Here is a 16669-nt window from a genome sequence, read left to right on the forward strand (position 1 = left end):
ACTACTCGTTTCCCGCGATGGGCGGCGGCAACCCGTGCAGGTTAGCGTAGATCCGCTCGGCGAGGGCCGCATTGATGCCCTCGACCCGCGCGATCTCCTCCGCGCCGGCCGCCTTCAGGCCGGCCAGCCCGCCGAAATGCTTGAGCAGGCTGGCGCGGCGGCGCGGGCCGATGCCGGGGATGTCCTCCAGCCGGCTGGTCGTGCGCGCCTTCTGCCGCTTGCCGCGGTGGCCGGTGATGGCGAAGCGGTGCGCCTCGTCGCGCACCTGCTGGATCAGCTGCAGCGCCGGCGAGGCCGCGCCCGGCCGCAGTTCGCGGCCGTCGTCCAGCAGCAGCGTCTCGTGGCCGGCGCGGCGCTCGGCGCCCTTGGCCACGCCGACCAGCTTCACCCCTTCCACGCCCAGGTCGGCCAGCACGCCGCGCGCCTGCGCGAGCTGGCCGGCGCCGCCGTCGATCAGCAGCACGTCGGGCAGCACGCCGTTCTCCTCGACCGCGCGGCGGAAGCGCCGTTCGATGGCCTGGTGCATCGCCGCGTAGTCGTCGCCCGGCTCGATGCCGGCGATGTTGAAGCGGCGGTACTGCGCCCGCACCGGGCCGGCGGCATCGAACACCACGCACGAGGCCACCGTTGCCTCGCCCATCGTGTGGCTGATGTCGAAGCACTCGATGCGCTGCGCCGGCTCGGGCAGGTCCAGCAGTTCCTGCAGCGCCTGGCTGCGCGCGGTCTGCGCGCCGCGGCTGCTGACCTCGGTGACCAGCGCGATCTCCGCGTTGCGCCGCGCCAGGTCGAGGTAGCCGGCGCGCTCGCTGCGCACGTTCCACTTCAGCTGCACCTTGCGCGCGGCGGCGGCCGACAGCGCGTTCTCGATCAGCTGCGCATCGGGGATCTCGCGGTCCAGCACGATCTCGCGCGGCGGCAGCTGCTCGGCGTAGTACTGCGAGACGAACGCGCCCAGCACCTCGGCGGCGCTGTCCTCGCCGTTGGTGCGCGGGAAGAACGTGCGCGTGCCGAGGTTGCGGCCGTCGCGGAACGCCAGCAGCAGCACGCAGGCGGTGCTGCCCTGCATCGCGCAGGCCAGCACGTCCAGGTCGGCGGCCTGGCCGTCGACGAACTGGCGCGCCTGCACCGTGCGGATCGAGGTGATGAGATCGCGCAGCCGCGCGGCCTGCTCGAAGTCCAGTTCCGCGCTGGCCCGTTCCATCGCCGCGGTCAGCTGCCGGCTCAGCTCGTCGCTGCGCCCGTCCAGGAACAGTCCCGCGCGGCGCACCGACTCGGCGTATTCCTCCGCCGACACCAAGCCCACGCAGGGCGCGCTGCAGCGGCCGATCTGGTATTGCAGGCACGGCCGCGAGCGGTTGCGGAACACGCTGTCCTCGCAGTTGCGGATCTTGAACAGCTTCTGCATCAGGTTGAGCGTCTCGCGCACCGCGCCGGCGCCGGGATACGGGCCGAAATAGCGGCCCGGCACCGCGCGCGGGCCGCGGTGGAAGGCGATGCGCGGCCATTCCTGGTCGGTCAACAGCACGTAGGGGTAGCTCTTGTCGTCGCGCAGCGAGACGTTGTAGCGCGGCGACAGCGACTTGATGAGCTGGTTCTCCAGCAGCAGCGCCTCGCCCTCGCTGCGGGTGACGGTGACGTCCATCCGCGCCACCTGCGCCAGCATCGCCAGCGTGCGCGGCGACTTCGGCGCATTGCTGAAATAGCTGGCCACGCGCTTGCGCAGCGCGCCGGCCTTGCCGACGTAGAGCAGGCTGTCGTCGGCCGCGTACATGCGGTACACGCCCGGCGCGGTGCTCAGCCCGGCCGCGAAGGCCTTGCCGTCGAAATCATTGCCGCCCCGCCCGCTCATTCTTCTATCGGCACGTGATCCAGCCGACCGGTGGCGATGTCGTAGCGCACGACCGCATGCGCGTCGGTCTCGGCGATCCAGACCGCGCCGGCGGCCACCGCCAGCCCGGCCGGCCCCTGCAGGGCGCGCGGCAGCGGCAGCGTGGTGACGTCGCCGCCGCCCAGGCGCAACATGCGCAGCGCGCCGTTGCCGCTGTCGGCGATCCAAAGCTGCGGCGCGTCCGGCGCCAGCGCGATGGCCTGCGGGTGCTGCAGGCGCGCGGTCTCGCGCGCGCCGTCGTCGTTGCCGAACACCCACGGCCCCTGCCCGACCAGCGTCTGCACCACGCCGCTGCGCGACTGCAGCGAGCGCACCGCCGAGCCGAGCGCGTCGCAGACGTAGATCATCTGGTGCACCGCCGCCAGCGAGGCCGGCTGCGCGAAGGCGGCCATCGGCCCGCTGCCGTCGCGCACTTCCAGCTGGCCGGAACCGGCGACCGCGTGCAGTTCGCGCGAGGCCAGGTCGTAGCTCCAGATGCGGTTGTCGCCGGCCAGGGCGATGAAGATGCGGTTGTTGGCCTCGGCCAGCGCCAGTGGATGCGCCAGCGACACCGTGCGCGGCGCGGCGACCACGCCTTCGGCCGGCTCGCCGGGCCTGCCGTTGCCGATCAGCGTATCGACCACGCCCGAGCCCAGGTGGATGCGGCGCAGCGCGTGGTTGCCGGTGTCGGCCACGTACAGCGACTCGCGCACCAGCGCCAGCCCGTGCGGGCGGTTGAAGCCGGCCAGCGTGGTCTCGCCGTCGACCAGGTCCGCCGCCGGCATGCCGAACCGGCGCAGCACGCGGCCGCCGTGGGTGCATTCGAGGATGCGGTTGTGGCCGCTGTCGGCCACGTACAGGCGCTCGCCGGTGGCGGCCAGCCCGGTCGGGAAGCGCAGCGGCAGGCGCGGTTCGGGATTGGCCTCGCGCGCGCGGCCGAGGTCGTCGTCCGGCGGGAACCCCAGCCCCTCGCACAGCGCCAGCGTCAACCGTTCCAGCTCGCCCGGCGCGTCCAGCCCGGCCAAGCGGTGGCGGATGCGGCCCTCGCCGTCGATCAGCAGCACGGTGGGCCAGGCCTCGATGCCGAAGCGCTGCCAGGCGGCCCAGTCGGCATCGTGCGCGACCGGCAGGGTATTGCCGTGCCGGCGCAGGCGCTTGAGCGCGCGCGCGCCGTCGCGCTCGCTGTCGAAGCGCGGCACGCTGATCGCCAGCACGTGCAGGCGGCCGGCATGGCGGGCCTGCAGCAGGGCCAGTTCGGCCAGCCGCTGCGCGCACCAGGCCGAGCCCGGATTGACGAAGGCCAGCGCCACGATCCGGCCGCGCTGCTCGTACAGCGTGCCTTCCGTCGCATTGAGCCACGCCAGCCCGGCCGGCAGTTCCGGCGCCAGATCCGTATTCACCATCGGTCGATTATGCCGGACTCCGGCCCGGCGGCCAGGCGCGCCACGACCGCCGAGGCGGCCGAATCGACCAGTCGCCACGTCAGCTCGAAGTCGTCGCCGCAGCCGGTATACGGATCCGGCACCGCCACCGTTTCAGGGATGCCGGCCCATTCCAGCAGCAGCACTGCCTTGTGTGCCAGTTGCGGCGGCGCGCGCCGGCGCGCATCGCGCAGGTTCTGCGCGTCGGCGCAGAGCAGCCAGTCGAAGCGCTCGAAGTCCTGCCGCTGCAACTGGCGGGCGCGCAGGCCGGCGATGTCGACGCCGTGCCCGCGCGCGCAGGCGATCGCGCGGTGATCCGGCGGATGGCCGACGTGCCAGTCGCCGGTGCCGGCCGAGTCCACCTCGACCCGGCCGCCCAGCCCGGCCTCGCGCAGGCGGGCGCGCAGCGCACCCTCGGCCATCGGCGAGCGGCAGATGTTGCCCAGGCAGACGAACAGCAGCCTCATCGCTGCAGCGCCTGCCAGTGCGCCTCGGCGCGGGCCAGGTCCTCGGGGGTATCGACCCCGGGCGGGAATGGCTCCGGCGTCAGCGCCACGTGGATGCGCAGGCCGGCCTCCAGCACGCGCAGCTGCTCCAGCGACTCGATGCGCTCCAGCCGCCCCGGCGGCATCGCCGCGAAACGCCGCAGGAAACCGGCCCGGTAGGCGTAGATGCCGATGTGGCGCAACCAGGTCGTCCCGTCCGGCAGCGCGGCGCGATCCTGCACGAAGGCGTCGCGGTGCCACGGGATCGGCGCACGGCTGAAGTACAGCGCGTCGCCGGCCTCGTCGCGGACCAGCTTGACCGTGTTGGGGTCGAACAGCGATTCGGCATCGGCGATCGGCGTGGCCAGGGTCGCCATCTCCGCGCCGCTGACGGCCAGCGCCCGGGCGACCGCGGCGATGCCCGCCGCCGGCGCGAACGGCTCGTCGCCTTGCAGGTTGACCACCAGCGCGTCGTCGGACCAGCCGGCGATGCGCGCGCATTCGGCCAGGCGGTCGCTGCCGGAAGCGTGGTCCGGCGAGGTCATCGCCACCCGCACGCCGCTGCCGGCCAGCGCGTCGGCGATGCGTTCATCGTCGGTGGCCACCCAGACCTCGCCCGCCCCGGCCGCCAGCGCGCGCTGCGCGACCCGCAGCACCATCGGCTCGCCGCCTATCGTGCGCAGCGGCTTGCCCGGCAGGCGGGTGGAGGCATGGCGGGCGGGGATGGCGACGACGAAATCAGGCGGGGGCATGGGGCTGCGGCGGGATTGGGATTGGAGATAGACAGGACAAGCATAGCGCCCTGTTCCGCCGTGGGAGCGACGCAAGTCGCGACGGCGGAAAAGCGCTCTTCGTCGCGCACATGAAGCTCCGGATACCGCACGGCCCGTGGCATCGACCTACGAAGACTTTTCCGCTAGCGGAAAGTTCCGTCGCGACTTACGTCGCTCCCACGGGATTGTCGGCGAGCCTCAGCCGATCCAGCAGCGCCACCCAGAACGCCTCGGGCAACTGCGCGGCCACCGGCACGCTGTAGAAGCCGTCGTCGGCGAAGGCCGCGCACTTCACCGCGTCCTTCTCGGTCATCAGCACCGGCAGCCGGCTGCCGAACTCGAAATCCTCGGCGCGGTAGGCATGGTGGTCGGCGAAGGCGTGCGGCACCACGCCGATGCCCTGCCCGCGCAGCATCTCGAAGAACCGCTGCGGGTTGCCGATGCCGGCCACCGCATGCACGCGCTGGCCGGCGAAGGACGCCAGCGCGCGCGGGCGGCCGCCGCGCATCGGCAGCGCATGGTCGGGCCGCAGCGCCATCGGCCATTCGCCGAAGCCGGCCTCGCCGCCGTTGACCACGCGGAAGTCGCAGTCCGCGCCGCGCCGCGCCGGCTCGCGCAGCGGCCCGGCCGGCAGCAGCAGGCCGTTGCCGTAGCGGCGCTGGCCGTCGATGACCTCGATCTCGACATCGCGCCGCAACCGGTAGTGCTGCAGGCCGTCGTCGCAGACCACGATGTCGCAGCCGGCCGCGGCCAGCGTGCGCGCGGCGGCGACGCGGTCGCGATCGACGCGCACGCGCACCCCGCCCTGGCGCGCGATCAGTACCGGCTCGTCGCCGCCCTCGGCCGGCGGCGTCGCCGCATCGACCCAGCGCGGCTGGTCCTCGTCCTGGCGGCCATAGCCGCGGCTGGCCACGCCCGGGGTGTAGCCGGCCTCGCGCAGGCGCTGCACCAGCGCTATCGTCAGCGGCGTCTTGCCGGTGCCGCCGACGCTGACGTTGCCGACCACGATCACCGGTACGCCGGCGCCGTGCCGGCGCAACACGCCGGCGCGGTACAGCCGGGCGCGCAGCCCGACCAGCGCGCCGTACAGGCCGGCCAGCAGGCGCGCATGCCACGGCGCGCGCGCCTGCCCGTACCACCAGGCAGGCGTGGTGTCGGCGCGCCGGCTCACCCGGCCTCGCTCTCGCGGAACTGCATCTGGTGCAGGTGCGCGTACAGGCCGCCGCGCGCCAGCAGTTCGGCGTGCGTGCCCTGCTCGACCAGGCGGCCGTGGTCCAGCACCAGCACCTGGTCGGCGTGCTCGATGGTGGACAGCCGGTGCGCGATGACCAGCGTGGTGCGGTCGGGCATCAGCCGCTGCAATGCGTTCTGCACCAGCCGTTCGGACTCGTTGTCCAGCGCGGCGGTGGCCTCGTCGAGGATCAGGATCGGCGCGTCGCGCAGGATCGCGCGGGCGATCGCCAGGCGCTGGCGCTGGCCGCCGGACAGCAGCGCGCCGTTGTCGCCGATGCGCGCGTCCAGTTGCAGCGGCATGCGCTCGATGAATTCCCAGGCGTTGGCGGCCTCGGCCGCGCTGCGGATGCGCTCGGCATCGATCGGCGCGCCGTAGGCGATGTTGCCGGCGATGCTATCGTCGAACAGCATCACCTTCTGCCCGACCAGCGCGATCTGCCGGCGCAGGTCGGCCAGCCGGTATTCGTGCAGCGGCACCCCGTCCAGGGTGATGCGGCCGCCGTCGGGCTCGTAGAAGCGCGGCACCAGCCGCACCAGGCTGGTCTTGCCGCTGCCCGAGCGGCCGACGATCGCCGTCACCGTGCCGGGACGGGCGGTGAAGCTGACGTCCTGCAGCGCGTACTTCTCCTGGTCGCGGTAGCGCAGGCTGACCCGGTCGAACACCAGCTCGCCACGCGCGCGCGCCAGCGGCAGTTGGCCGGCGTCGGCCTCCTCGTCGGCGTCGAGGATGGAAAACAATCGCTCGGAGGCGGCCATGCCGCGCGCGATCGAGGTCTGCACGCTGGTCACCCGCCGCAGCGACGGGATGATCGCCATCATCGAGGTCATCAGCATGACGAACTGGCCGGCGTCCAGCAGGCCGGCCAGCGCCTCGCGCGCGGCCACCGCCACGATCACCGCCAGCGCGACCGCCGCCAGCAGCTGCACCATCGCCGAGGCCGAGGCGCGGGTCGTCTCGACCTTCATGTTCAGCGCCAGGATGCGGTTGGCCAGCGCGGCGTAGCGCGAGGTCTCCAGCGCCTGCGCGCCGTGCACTTTGACGTCCTGCTGCGCGGCCAGCGACTGCTCGGCCGCCTGCGCCATCCGCCCCATGCTGTCCTGGATGCCGCCGCTGATGCGCCGGTAGCGCTTGCCCACGTACCAGACGATGACGCCGATCAGCGGCGTCACCAGCAGCATCGCCAGGGTCACCTTGACGCTGGTGTGGAACATCACCGCCAGCAGGCCGAACATGGTCAGGCCGTCGGTGACCACGGTCTTGAGCGCGTTGGCGCTGGCCTCGGTGACCTGCTCGGTGTCGTAGTTGAGCCGGCTGACCATCACCGGGGTGGACTCGGCGTCGAAATGCGCCGACGGCAGCCGCAGGTACTTGGCCAGCACCTGCTCGCGCAGGTCGCGCACCACGCTGCGGCCGGTGCGGGCGATGCCATAGTCGCTGGCGAAGGTGGCGAAGCTGCGCAGCACGAACAGGCCGACGATGGCCAGCGGCAGCTGCCAGGCCATCTCCGGCCGCGGCGCGACGAAGTTGTTGGTCAGCGGCTCCATCAGCCGCGCGAACGCCACACCGGCGCCGGCCTCGACCAGCATGCCGACCAGCGCGATCAGGAAGTACGGCCAGTAGCGCCGCGTATAGCCGAGCAGGCGGCGGTAGACCGGCCACACCGGCGCGTGCGGCCTGCTCACGGCGCGCTCCCGGGCGGGCGCGTCTCCGGCGCGGTGGCGATCTGGATGGTGCGGAAGCCCGACTGCGCCAGCGCGTCGTAGGCGGTCACCACCGCCTGGTGCGGCGTGCGCGCGTCGGCGCGCAGCAGCACCGGGCGATCGCGATCTTCGCCGGCCACCTGCGCGATGGCCTGCTTGAGCGCGTCGACGTCGGTGCGCAGTACCTCGTGCTCGTCTACGAAGTAGTGGCCGTCGGCGTTGACCAGCACGCTCAGCGCGCGGGTCTGCGCGGCCACCGGCTCGCCGGTCGCGCGCGGCAGTTGCAATTGCAGCATCGAGCGCGAGTCGAAGGTGGTGGTGACCACGAAGAAGATGATCAGCACCAGGATCACGTCGATCAGCGGGACCAGGTTGATTTCCGGCTCCTCGTGGGCGCGGTCGTCGCGGATGCGCATCGGGGCGGGCTCAGGACGCGGCGACGGGAGCCGGGCGCACGGCCGGGCGCGGATGGCGCGCTTCCAGCGCATCGACCAGCGCGGTGGCTTCCTTCTCCATCTCGATCACGTAGCCGGCGATGCGGCCGCGGAAATAGCGGTGGAACATCAGCGCCGGAATCGCCACGATCATGCCGGCGGCCGCGCACACCAGCGCCTTGCCGATGCCGCCGGCGAGCTGGTTGACGTCGCCCACGCCGCTGTCGAGGATGCCCAGGAACATCTGGATCATGCCCACCACGGTGCCCAGCAGGCCCAGCAGCGGCCCGGCCGAGGCGATGCTGCCCAGGGTGTTGAGGAACTTCTCCATCCGGTGCACGACGTGGCGGCCGGTGTCCTCGATGCGCTCGCGGATCTGCTCGCGCGGCTTGTTGCGCACGTCCAGCGCGGCGGCCAGCACCTCGCCCAGCGGCGAGGTCCGGCGCAGCGACTCGACGTGCGCCGGCTCCAGCTGCCCACGCGCGGCCCAGGTGCGGACCTCCTGCCCCAGTCCCGGCGGCAGCACTTCCTTGCGGCGCAGGGTCCAGAAACGCTCGATCACGATGGCCAGCGCGAGCGCGGCCAGCATCAGCAACGGGATCATCGGCCAACCGCCGGCCTTGACCAATTCCAGCACGTTCAATCCTTACGGCAACGCGTACCGTCCGACACGAAGGCCGATAGGATAGCCCAGCCGTCCCGCTTCACCGCACCGCGCTCCACAACCGCCGGTGCGCGTGACGGCGTTCACGCAACGCCAGGCCGTCGCCGTCCAGCCAGATCCGCACCGCGCCGCTGCGGGAGGTGTCCACCACCTCGGCCCCGTGGGCCTGCCAGCGGCGGACGATGTCGGCGCGCGGGTGGCCGAAGCGGTTGCCGTGGCCGCTGGACACCAGCGCCAGCTTCGCGCCGGTGGCGGCGACGAAGGCCGGATCCGAGGATCCGCCGCTGCCGTGGTGCGCGGCCAGCACCACCTCGGCGCGCAGGGCCGCCGGGTCGCGCCGGACCAGGCCGCGCTCGATCACCTCGCCGATGTCGCCGGTCAGCAGCATCGCGCCGTGCGCGGTCTCGATGCGCAGCACGCAGCTGGCCTCGTTGCGCAGGTAGGGGAAGTGGGCGGTCGGATGCAGGTAGCGGAACACCACGCCGTCCCACCGCCAGGATTCGCCCGCCTGGCAATGCCGCTGCGCCGGCGTCGGCGACCCCTGCGGCGCCTGCACCAGCGTCGCCGGCAGCGTGCGCTGCACGGCCGGCGCACCGCCGGCGTGATCCTGGTCGCCGTGGCTGATCACCATGCGATCCAGCCGCGCCACGCCCAGCGCCCGCAGCGCCGGGACCACGACCCGCTCGCCGGCATCGAAGCCGTCGCGCACCGCCGGCCCGGCGTCGTACAGCAGCGCGTGCCGGCGGGTGCGCACCAGCACGGACAGCCCCTGCCCGACGTCCAGCATCACCATCTCCACCCCGCCTTCGGCCGGCAGCTCGCGATCCGGCCACAACAGCGGCAGCCACAGCAGCAGCGCCAGCGGCTTGCCCGGCACGCCGCGCGGCAGCAGCAGCCAGAACGCGCCGAGCAGGGCCAGCGGCAGCGCCACGGCGGTGGCTTCCGGCAGCCAGAACAGCGCGAAGCGGCCCTGCGCCAGCCACGCGAACGCCCGCCAGCTCGGATCGAAACACGCCGCCGCCAGCCGCCAGGCCCACTCCCCGGCGCCCGCGTCCAGCGCCTCCAGGCCGGTGCCGATCAGCGCCAGCGGCACCACCACCAGGCTCCACCACGGAATGGCGACGAGGTTGGCGAGCGGCCCGACCAGCGACGCCTGCCCGAACAGCACCACCGTCAGCGGCAGCAACCCCAGCGTGGCCACGCCCTGCGCCGACAGGAAGCCCCGCCACAGCGCGACCTGTCGCTCCGGCAGGCACCACACCAGCCAGGCCACGCCGGCGAAGCTGAGCCAGAAGCCGGCCATCAGCAGCGACAGCGGGTCGAACAGCAGCACCGCGATCAACGCCAGCGCCAGCGCATCGGACACCCGCACCGGACGCCGCCACAGCCGCGCCAGCACCACCACCGCGATCATCAGCACCGTGCGCACCGTCGGCAGCGCGAAGCCGGCCACCGCCGCGTAACCGCAGGCGCCGAGCAGCGCGCCGATGGCCATCGCCTGCGGCCGCGGCAGCCTGCGCGCCCAACGCGGGAACAACCGCCACGCGCCTCCGGCCGCCAGCCCGAAGAAGCCCGCCACCAGGCCAACGTGGAACCCGGAAATGGCGATCAGGTGGGTCAGGCCGGTCGCGCGCAGGGTTTCCCAGTCGCCCTCGTCCAACCGCCGCGTATCGCCCAGCGCCAGGGCGGCGACGAACCGCGCATGTTCGGAAGGGACCGCCTGCACGATGCGGTCGGACATGCCTTCGCGCCAGGCATGCAGGCCCGCGGGCGGTTCCCGTTCAAGCGCCGCCTTCGCATCGCGCAGATAACCGGTCGCGGCGATGCGCTGCACCAGCGCGTGGCGCTCGCTGTCGAACCCGCCCGGATTGCTCAGCCCGCGCGGCGCGCGCAGCCTCACCGTCATGCGCCAGTGCGCGCCCGCGCGCAGCGCCGTCCTCGGCCCCGGGGCCTGTGCGCGGTAGTCGTCGTACCACGACAGCAGCAAGGTCTTGCCGCGCAGCGGCGCCGGCTGCCCGGGTTCGTCGTCGACCACCAGCTTGAAGCGCGTGCGCCGCGCCTCGGCCTGCGGCAGGTCGGCGATGCGCCCTTCGACCTGCCAATCGCGCTTTTCCAGGTCCGCCGGCAACTGCAGCGACAACGCCCAGACCGCATGGATGCCCGCCCAGCCGAAACCCGCCAGCGCGACGCCGATAGGCCGGTACAGGCTGCGCCAGCACCACAGCGCAAGCCCGCACGACAGCAACAGCGCGCATGTCCATCCGGGCCAGGCCCGCGGCAGCCACAGCGAGACCAGCGCACCGGCCAGCAGGCATGCCGCCGCGATGAGCCCGAACGGCGCCGGCGCTTCAGGTGGGCTTCGCCGCGTGATGGCATCGCTGTTTCCGGCCGGACAATCCATGTCGCCTCTCCGTGCTGACCAAGCAACATGGTCGCTTCCAGCGCCCTGTCCGGTCGTCAGCCGAACGGACGCTGCGTCGTGGGGATAATCCGGTTCAGTGCGAATCGAGCACGCGCGGACCGCGCGGAGGCGCGCCCATCAGCCGCATCGGCACGTGCGGATTGCAGCACGCGTCGTCGGGCCGCCTCGTTCCATGCGCGCCTGCACACGGAGGAAGCGGTCCTCTTTCCCGGGACGACGAATCAGGCGCCGTCGAGCGAAGCCGGCGCCAGTTCGCGCAGCTTGCCCTCGTGCAGTTCCAGCACGCGATCCAGCCGGCGCGCGAGGCGGCGGTCGTGGGTCACCAGCACCAGGCTGGTGCGCTGGGCGCGGTTGAGTTCCAGCATCAGCTCGAACACGGTCGCGGCGGTCTTCTCGTCGAGGTTGCCGGTCGGCTCGTCGCCCAGCACGCAGGCGGGACGGTTGACCAGCGCGCGCGCCACCGCGGCGCGCTGGCGTTCTCCGCCGGACAGCTCGCCCGGCTTGTGCTCGATGCGGTGGCCCAGCCCGACCGCCTCCAGCAGTTCGCGCGCGCGCGCGGAAGCCTCGCGGACGTCGGCGCCGCCCAGCATCACCGGCATCATCACGTTCTCCAGCGCGGTGAACTCCGGCAGCAGGTGGTGGAACTGGTAGACGAAGCCGAGCGCGCGGTTGCGCAGCTGGCCGCGCGCGGCGTCGGACAGCGCCGACATCCGGTGCCCGTCCACGTAGACCTCGCCGGCGGTCGGCGTGTCCAGCCCGCCCAGCAGGTGCAGCAGCGTGCTCTTGCCGGCGCCGGACGCGCCGACGATGGCCACGGTCTCGCCCGCGCGCACGTCCAGTTCCAGCCCGTCGAAGACCGGCGTGCGCAGCCGTCCTTCCGCATAGGTCTTGCCCAGCGCCTCGGCGCGGATGACCGTCTCGTTCATACCCGCCTTCCGCACTTGCGAATCCTGATGCTCACTCATAGCGCAGCGCCTCCGCCGGCTGGGTGCGCGCGGCGCGCCAGGCCGGGTACAGGGTGGCGAGGAAGCTCATCGTCAGCGCCACCAGCGCGATCACCACCACGTCGCTGGCCTGTAGGTCGTACGGCAGGCCGGTGATGTAGTAGACGTCCGGCGGCAGCAGGGTGATGCCGAACGCCGACTCGATGACGCCGAGGATGCGCTCCAGGTTGAGCGTCAGCAGGATGCCGCCGGCGACGCCGGCCACGGTGCCGATGACGCCGATCAGCGAGCCCTGCACCATGAACACCTGCATCACCCCGCGCGGGGTCAGGCCGAGCGTGCGCAGGATGGCGATGTCGGCCTGCTTGTCGGTGACCAGCATGACCTGCGAGGACACCAGGTTGAACGCGCCCATCGCGATGATCAGCGACAGCAGGATGCCCATCACCGTCTTCTCCATCTTCAGCGAGTGGTAGAGGTTGGCGTTCTCGCGCGTCCAGTCGCTGATCCGGTACGGCCCCTGCAGGCCGATGGCCAGGTCGCGCGCCACGTTCCAGGCCTGGTCCATGTCGTGCAGCTTCAGCCGCACGCCGGTCACGCCCTCGCCCATCCGCAGTACGCGCTGCAGGTCGCCCATGTGGACGATGGCGAGGTTGCGGTCGACGTCGTTGTGGCCCACCGAGAAGGTGCCGCTGACGGTGAAGCGCTTGATCTTGGGCATCGCCCCCATCGGCGTGCCCTGGAAATCGCCGGCGGTGACGACCACGCTGTCGCCGACGCCCACGCGCAGCCAGTCGGCCAGGTCCTGCCCCAGCAGGATGTGGAACTCGCCCGGGACGAGCGAATCGAGCCTGCCGGATTTCATCTTCTCGCCCAGCACCGACACCTGCGGCTCGCGCTCGGGCAGCACGCCGCGCACCAGCGCGCCCTGCGGGTCGGCGTTGCCGGTCAGCATGGCCTGCACGTCGACGTAGGGCGCCGCGCCGGACACGCGCGCGTCGCGCATCGCCACGTCGACCGCGCGGGGCCAGTCCTGCATCGCCTCGCCGGCGCCGCTGACGGTGGCGTGGGCGGTCATCTGCAGCAGGCGGTCGCGGATCTCGCGCTGGAAGCCGCTCATCACCGACAGCGTGGTGATCAGCACGGTCACGCCCAGCGCGATGCCGAGGATCGAGGCCAGCGAGATGAAGGAGATGAAGCCGTTGCGGCGCTTGGCGCGCAGGTAGCGCAGTCCGATGGCGACGGGGATGGGTTTGAACATCAGGGCCTGGACGGGAAGGTCGCGATGCGACGGGGGACGGACGCGCCAGTGTATGCGAGCGGCCGGACGCGGGGGAGCGCGACCGCGCCTATGGTGCCATCGCCGATGCGGGGCGGTCATCGGCGAGCGCGGCGGCGGCCAGCCTCAGTTCACGTCGGCGCGCGGCCGGCAGGGTATCCGGCCACCAGTGCAGGCGGCGGATGCGGCCGCGCCCGTCACGCCAGCTCAGGAAGGCCAGCGGACCGCGCCAGCGCAGGCGCGCCTGGCGCAGCGGCAGGCCGTCCAGCGATGGTTCGCCGCCATGTCCGCCGATGACCAGTTGCCGGGCAGGCTGTCGCCGGTATCGCATCGCGCCCAGCACGCCGTATCCCAGCGCCGTCGCCGCCAGCGGCCAGGCCGCTGCGCGCGGCAGCCCGCTGGCAAGCACCGCGAACGGCGACAGCGCCGCCAGCAGCAGGAGCGCGCCGCCCACCCAGCGCGAGGGGCGCCATTCAAGCCGGCAGTCGACGGATGCGTTGCACCAGCGCGGAGAGTTCGCCATCGGGACATTGCTCGTAGCCCATGAACCAGCGCCAGAGCTTATCGTCCTCGCAATCCAGCAGGCGTAGGAAAACGCCGCGCTCGGCGTCGGACGACGACGGCCATCCGCGTTCCAGGTAGCGTTCGAAGAGCTGGTCGAGCTCGCGCATGCCGCGCCGGCAGCGCCAGCGGATGCGGCGCAGTTCGGCGGCCGGTTCGGCGGCGTGCGCGTGGTCGTGGGTTTCCTGCGTCATCGCATCGGTCGAGCGGAAGCGGTAGAAGCCGGACATTCTGACCGTCCCGCCCGCTTTTTGACAGGCGCGCGGCCTTCAGTCCTGCGCCTCGCGCCGCTTCAGCCAGGTGTGGATGCCCAGCGCGGCCAGCGTGGACAGCGCACCGGACAGCAGGTACGCGCCCAGGTAGGCCAGGCCGAAGTGCGCGCACAGGCCCAGCGCCACCAGCGGGGCGAAGGCCGCGCCGATCAGCCAGGCGAAGTCGGAGGTCAGCGCCGCGCCGGTATAGCGGTAGCGCGAGCCGAAGTTGCGGGTCACCGCGCCGGAGGACTGCCCGTAGGACAGGCCCAGCAGCAGGAAGCCGATCAGGATGAAGGCGTCCTGCGCCAGCGGCCCACCGCCGAGCAGGGTCGGCGCGAAGCCGCTGAACATCGCGATCGCCAGCGCCAGCGCGCCCAGCGTCGGCACCCGGCCGAAGCGGTCGGCGATCACGCCCGAGGCCAGCACGCCGCCGATGGCGAGGAAGCCGCCGGCCACCTGCACCATCAGGAAGCCGGCAATCGGTTGCCCGGAGTACAGCAGGATCCACGAGATGGGGAAGATGGTGACGATGTGGAACAGCGCGTAGCTGGCCAGCGGCGCGAACGCGCCGATCAGCACGTGCCGGCCCTTCTCGCGGAACAGTTCGCGCAGCGGCACCGGCTGCAGCTCGCGCTGGCCCATCTGCTGCTCGTACTGGTGGGTGACCACCAGCCGCAGTCGCGCGAACAGCGCCACCACGTTGATGGCGAAGGCGGCGAAGAACGGATAGCGCCAGCCCCAGGCGTAGAAGTCGTCGGCCGACAGGCTGGAATGCAGGAAGGCGAACAGCGCGGCCGCCACGATGAAGCCCACCGGCGCGCCGAGCTGGCCCAGCATCGCGTACCAGCCGCGACGGTGCCTGGGCGCGTTGAGCGCCAGCAGCGACGGCAGGCCGTCCCAGGATCCGCCCAGCGCCACGCCCTGGGCGATGCGCAGCAGCGCCAGCAGCACGATGGCGGCTGCGCCCAGCCGCGCGTAGCCGGGCAGGAAGGCGATGCCGGCGGTGCTGGTGCCGAGCAGGAACAGCGCCGCGGTCATCTTGGTGCCGCGGCTCCAGCGCTCCTGGATGCGCAGGAACAGCGCGGTGCCCACGGGCCGCGCGATGAATGCCAGCGCGAACACCGCGAACGAGTACAGCGTCGCCTGCAACGGCTCGGCGAACGGGAAGAACACCCGCGGGAACACCAGCGCCGAGGCGATGCCGTAGACGAAGAAGTCGAAGTACTCCGAAGCGCGACCGATGACCACGCCGACGGCGATCTCGCCGGGCGCGACCTCGCTGTGCGGCTCGGAGTCCGGGCCGTGGACGGAGACGGTGGAACTGGACGCGGGAATCGAGGACATCGCGGGCGGAGTGGCTGGTGGTGCGGTGACGGGAATCGATGAGCGGCGCATGCGCGTGCGCGCGCCGGGCAGAACGCCGGTCGGCACAGGTTCCCACCAACGCAACGCCGCGGCCATAGGACAAAACGTCCAATCGCCCCCATCGCGACCCGGCGCTAGAGTGCTTCCCGCCGCGACTGCACACGTCCGCCTCCCATGCCTCCATTCAAGCCCCTGCGCCGCCTGCTCGCGGCCGCCGGCCTGGTCCTGCCGCTGGCCGGCTGCAACACGATCCTGCTCAACGCGCCCGGTGACGTGGCGCGCCAGCAGGGCGACCTGATCGTGGTCGCCACCGTGCTGATGCTGATCATCATCGTCCCGGTGATCGCGCTGACGCTGTTCTTCGCCTGGCGCTACCGGGCCTCGAACAAGGCCGCCACCTACAAGCCGGACTGGGACCACTCGCTGCAGCTGGAGCTGGTGATCTGGGCCGCGCCGCTGCTGATCATCATCGCGCTGGGCGCGATCACCTGGATCAGCACGCACACCCTGGATCCGTACCGCCCGCTGGATCGCATCGCCGCGGGCAAGCCGGTGCCGGAGGGCGTGCGGCCGCTGGAGGTCGAGGTGGTTTCGCTGGACTGGAAGTGGCTGTTCCTCTACCCGGAACAGGGCATCGCCACGGTCAACGAGCTGGCCGCGCCGGTGGATCGGCCAATCCGCTTCAAGCTCACCTCCTCCACGGTGATGAACGCGTTCTACGTGCCGGCGCTGGCCGGCATGATCTACACCATGCCCGGCATGCAGACCGAGCTGAACGCGGTGATGAACACGCCGGGCGAGTACGAGGGCTTCTCCTCCAACTACAGCGGCGCCGGCTTCTCCGGCATGCGCTTTCGCTTCCACGCCACCGACGAGGCCGGCTTCGAACGGTGGGTGGCGAAGGTGCGCGCCAGCGGCGCGGAACTGGATCGCGACGCCTACCTGGAACTGGAGAAGCCCAGCGAGCGCGAGCCGGTGCGCCACTACGCACGCGTCGACGGCGACCTCTACGAGGCCATCCTCAACCGCTGCGTCGACCCGCGCCGCATGTGCATGCACGAGATGATGGCCATCGACGCCGGCAACGGCGCCGGCCGCACCCGCATGGAAGGACTGGAGGCGCGCCAGCGCGGCGACCTGCGCGGCCGCAGCTACGTGCAGTCGGCGATGTGCCGCGCCGGCGATCCGCCCGCCGCCGGCCTGCCCTTCCTCTCCCGCTCCGCCCCCTGATCGCGCGCGCCGCGCCGCAAGCCCGTTGACGACATG

The 16669-nt window shown here is 72.2% G+C and carries 15 protein-coding genes; 1 reads left to right on the forward strand and 14 read right to left on the reverse strand.

Annotated features, from left to right (window positions below):
• Nucleotide 1: 1 nt before the first annotated feature.
• From uvrC to AAG688_RS09840, 14 genes are all read right to left on the reverse strand, one after another.
• A complete protein-coding gene (uvrC, locus tag AAG688_RS09775; protein ID WP_411832074.1) occupies nucleotides 2-1849 on the reverse strand; it encodes an excinuclease ABC subunit UvrC in 1848 nt (615 codons plus the stop codon).
• Nucleotides 1846-3267, reverse strand: a complete 1422-nt coding sequence (locus AAG688_RS09780; RefSeq protein WP_411834981.1) for a hypothetical protein — start codon at nucleotides 3265-3267, stop codon at nucleotides 1846-1848. Before AAG688_RS09780 ends, uvrC begins: the two co-directional genes overlap by 4 nt.
• Entirely contained in the window at nucleotides 3264-3755 is a 492-nt protein-coding gene (locus tag AAG688_RS09785) for a low molecular weight protein-tyrosine-phosphatase (protein ID WP_411832075.1), read from the reverse strand. The genes AAG688_RS09780 and AAG688_RS09785 overlap by 4 nt, the downstream gene beginning before the upstream one ends.
• Nucleotides 3752-4525, reverse strand: coding sequence for a 3-deoxy-manno-octulosonate cytidylyltransferase (gene kdsB, locus AAG688_RS09790; RefSeq protein WP_411832076.1), 774 nt, complete (start codon nucleotides 4523-4525; stop codon nucleotides 3752-3754). Before kdsB ends, AAG688_RS09785 begins: the two co-directional genes overlap by 4 nt.
• A 187-nt stretch (nucleotides 4526-4712) precedes the next feature.
• The gene (gene lpxK, locus AAG688_RS09795; protein ID WP_411832077.1) at nucleotides 4713-5717 is read right to left on the reverse strand and encodes a tetraacyldisaccharide 4'-kinase; all 1005 of its coding nucleotides are present in this window, start codon (nucleotides 5715-5717) and stop codon (nucleotides 4713-4715) included.
• Nucleotides 5714-7462, reverse strand: a complete 1749-nt coding sequence (gene msbA / locus AAG688_RS09800; RefSeq protein ID WP_411832078.1) for a lipid A export permease/ATP-binding protein MsbA — start codon at nucleotides 7460-7462, stop codon at nucleotides 5714-5716. The genes lpxK and msbA overlap by 4 nt, the downstream gene beginning before the upstream one ends.
• Nucleotides 7459-7896 (reverse strand): ExbD/TolR family protein, encoded by a 438-nt coding sequence (locus AAG688_RS09805; protein ID WP_411832079.1) that lies wholly within the window; start codon nucleotides 7894-7896, stop codon nucleotides 7459-7461. Before AAG688_RS09805 ends, msbA begins: the two co-directional genes overlap by 4 nt.
• Nucleotides 7897-7906: 10 nt before the next feature.
• Nucleotides 7907-8551 carry a MotA/TolQ/ExbB proton channel family protein gene (locus AAG688_RS09810; RefSeq protein ID WP_411832080.1) on the reverse strand — a complete coding sequence of 215 codons (645 nt, stop codon included), beginning with the start codon at nucleotides 8549-8551 and terminating at the stop codon, nucleotides 7907-7909.
• Between the two features lie 67 nt (nucleotides 8552-8618).
• Nucleotides 8619-10979: a DNA internalization-related competence protein ComEC/Rec2 gene (locus AAG688_RS09815; protein WP_411832081.1), complete on the reverse strand. Its 2361-nt coding sequence runs from the start codon at nucleotides 10977-10979 to the stop codon at nucleotides 8619-8621.
• Between the two features lie 242 nt (nucleotides 10980-11221).
• Nucleotides 11222-11965, reverse strand: a complete 744-nt coding sequence (gene lolD, locus AAG688_RS09820) for a lipoprotein-releasing ABC transporter ATP-binding protein LolD (RefSeq protein WP_411832082.1) — start codon at nucleotides 11963-11965, stop codon at nucleotides 11222-11224.
• Nucleotides 11958-13205: a lipoprotein-releasing ABC transporter permease subunit gene (locus tag AAG688_RS09825; protein WP_411832083.1), complete on the reverse strand. Its 1248-nt coding sequence runs from the start codon at nucleotides 13203-13205 to the stop codon at nucleotides 11958-11960. Before AAG688_RS09825 ends, lolD begins: the two co-directional genes overlap by 8 nt.
• A gap of 88 nt (nucleotides 13206-13293) precedes the next feature.
• The gene (locus AAG688_RS09830; protein WP_411832084.1) at nucleotides 13294-13677 is read right to left on the reverse strand and encodes a hypothetical protein; all 384 of its coding nucleotides are present in this window, start codon (nucleotides 13675-13677) and stop codon (nucleotides 13294-13296) included.
• Between the two features lie 19 nt (nucleotides 13678-13696).
• Nucleotides 13697-13978 carry a succinate dehydrogenase assembly factor 2 gene (locus AAG688_RS09835; protein WP_411834982.1) on the reverse strand — a complete coding sequence of 94 codons (282 nt, stop codon included), beginning with the start codon at nucleotides 13976-13978 and terminating at the stop codon, nucleotides 13697-13699.
• A 75-nt stretch (nucleotides 13979-14053) separates the two neighbouring features.
• Nucleotides 14054-15382: an MFS transporter gene (locus AAG688_RS09840; RefSeq protein WP_411832085.1), complete on the reverse strand. Its 1329-nt coding sequence runs from the start codon at nucleotides 15380-15382 to the stop codon at nucleotides 14054-14056.
• Between the two features lie 195 nt (nucleotides 15383-15577).
• Between AAG688_RS09840 and cyoA the strand changes: the two genes are divergently transcribed.
• The gene (gene cyoA, locus AAG688_RS09845; RefSeq protein WP_411832086.1) at nucleotides 15578-16633 is read left to right on the forward strand and encodes a ubiquinol oxidase subunit II; all 1056 of its coding nucleotides are present in this window, start codon (nucleotides 15578-15580) and stop codon (nucleotides 16631-16633) included.
• The last annotated feature ends 36 nt before the right edge of the window (nucleotides 16634-16669 follow it).

This window comes from Pseudoxanthomonas mexicana (assembly GCF_046736355.1).
GTDB classification, from domain to species: Bacteria; Pseudomonadota; Gammaproteobacteria; order Xanthomonadales; family Xanthomonadaceae; genus Pseudoxanthomonas_A; species Pseudoxanthomonas_A mexicana_B.